Annotated in this window: 1 protein-coding gene; it reads left to right on the plus strand. The window is 53.1% G+C overall.

Annotated elements, in window-relative coordinates; all coding sequences use genetic code 11:
- Nucleotides 1–49: 49 nt before the first annotated feature.
- Nucleotides 50–1,687, plus strand: a complete 1,638-nt coding sequence (locus CORTU0001_RS08915) for an IS30 family transposase (protein ID WP_005329153.1) — start codon at nucleotides 50–52, stop codon at nucleotides 1,685–1,687.
- The last annotated feature ends 33 nt before the right edge of the window (nucleotides 1,688–1,720 follow it).

The raw sequence follows: 1,720 nt of genomic DNA on the forward strand, positions 1-1,720 counted from the left end.
CTTGAGTTCAGAGGGTCGTTGCAACACTTTCCCTTAGGAGGGTGTTGTTGTGTCTGGGGTTGTTGGCCCGTTTCATTCGTTGTCTGAATCGGATCGTCGTGGCTTAGTTGCCTTGGTTGGCAGTGGGCGTAGTGTCCGTTCGGCGGCTGGTGAGCTTGGCTGTCATTACGGGCATGCTTTGAATTTTTGCCATGCCTTTGGATTGCCAGTCGTGTATAAAGCCAAACGAGTTGATCGCCGCGGCAGCCAGGCTGTCCAGCTTGTAGAGCTAGTCCGAAGCGGACTGTCGGTACGCCAAGCTGCTAAAAGATGTGGGATGCATCTTACCGCTGCGTATGCCGTAGCTACGGAAGCTGGGTGCCATATCCGGTTAAGTCAGTATGCTCGGAAAGTCCGCCAGACGCAGTTAAGAGTGGAATACCTGCGCCTTCGGCTGGCGAGCCTGCCTGGTGGTGATGCTGGCACGGCAGTAGGAATTGATCGTCGACTGCGTTTAGATTTCGAAAAAGGACTCACCAAATCCCAGGGTCGACGAGAAGAGTTCATACCCGTCGGCGAAGACGCCAGCACGTATAACAGACTTATGAAAGCGCTGCGCCAACGCCATGATGTCATCGAATCCGGAAGGCTTGCCCCTCCCGCCTTACCTAGCGGGGTAGATCCGTATAAACGCATCAGCAATCGCTACATTTGCTTCGAAGAACGCGTCATCATCGCCGATCTTCTCCGCGAAGATGTGCCACTGCGTGAGATTGGGCGCCGTTTAGGGCGAAGTGCATCGTCAATTCAGCGTGAAGTACGCAGAAACCACAGTGCGGAAGGCCCGTATCGTGCAGAAACAGCCCAGTTAAAGGCCTGTGCGCGGAGGTTGCGGCCGAAAATACCGAAACTACTAGCCAACAAAAGACTATGGGACTATGTATGCGCACAATTGCGGGCACAATGGTCACCTGAGGAGATTTCTAATCGCCTGCCCATCGATTACCCCACTGATAAGGACATGCGCATTAGTCACGAAACGATTTATGACGCCTTTTACCTGCAGGCCAAAGGAAGACTCAAAGACCTTGGCCTGGACTTGCCGACCGGTAGAAAGAAACGCAAGAAACGCCAAACCCGCTCCAGCACACCTGCCCAGCAACGCTTCGTCGACGACATGATCCTCATAGACGACCGGCCAGATGAGGTAAGTGAACGTATTTTGCCAGGCCACTGGGAAGGCGACCTCATCCTCGGTAAAAACAACCAATCAGCGGTAATCACGCTAGTAGAACGTGTTAGCCGATTTGTTGTCCTTGGCCACCTACCGGGAAGGCATACCAGCAAAGAAGTATTCACAGCCCTGCACAAGGCAGTTGCAGGAATCGATAAAGCTATCTGGTCATCAATTACCTGGGACCAAGGAAGCGAAATGGCTGGCCATAAAGCTTTTACCATGGCCACTGACATTCCCATCTACTTCTGCCATCCAGGATCACCATGGGAACGCGGCAGCAACGAAAACACCAACGGCAGGCTCAGAAGAAACCTTCCCAAAAACAGCGACCTGTCCATCTACAGCGCCGAGGACCTAGAAATGATCGCCAACATTCACAACCACAAACCACGCAAAGCACTCAACTGGCGCACCCCAGCCGAAGTCATGACCAACGCCCTCACACAAACCGGTAGCATCAAACCAAACTAACCATCATCGTTGCAACGACCCCTAGAATCCGCC

Source organism: Corynebacterium tuberculostearicum SK141 (assembly GCF_000175635.1).
Classification (GTDB): Bacteria; Actinomycetota; Actinomycetes; order Mycobacteriales; family Mycobacteriaceae; genus Corynebacterium; species Corynebacterium tuberculostearicum_C.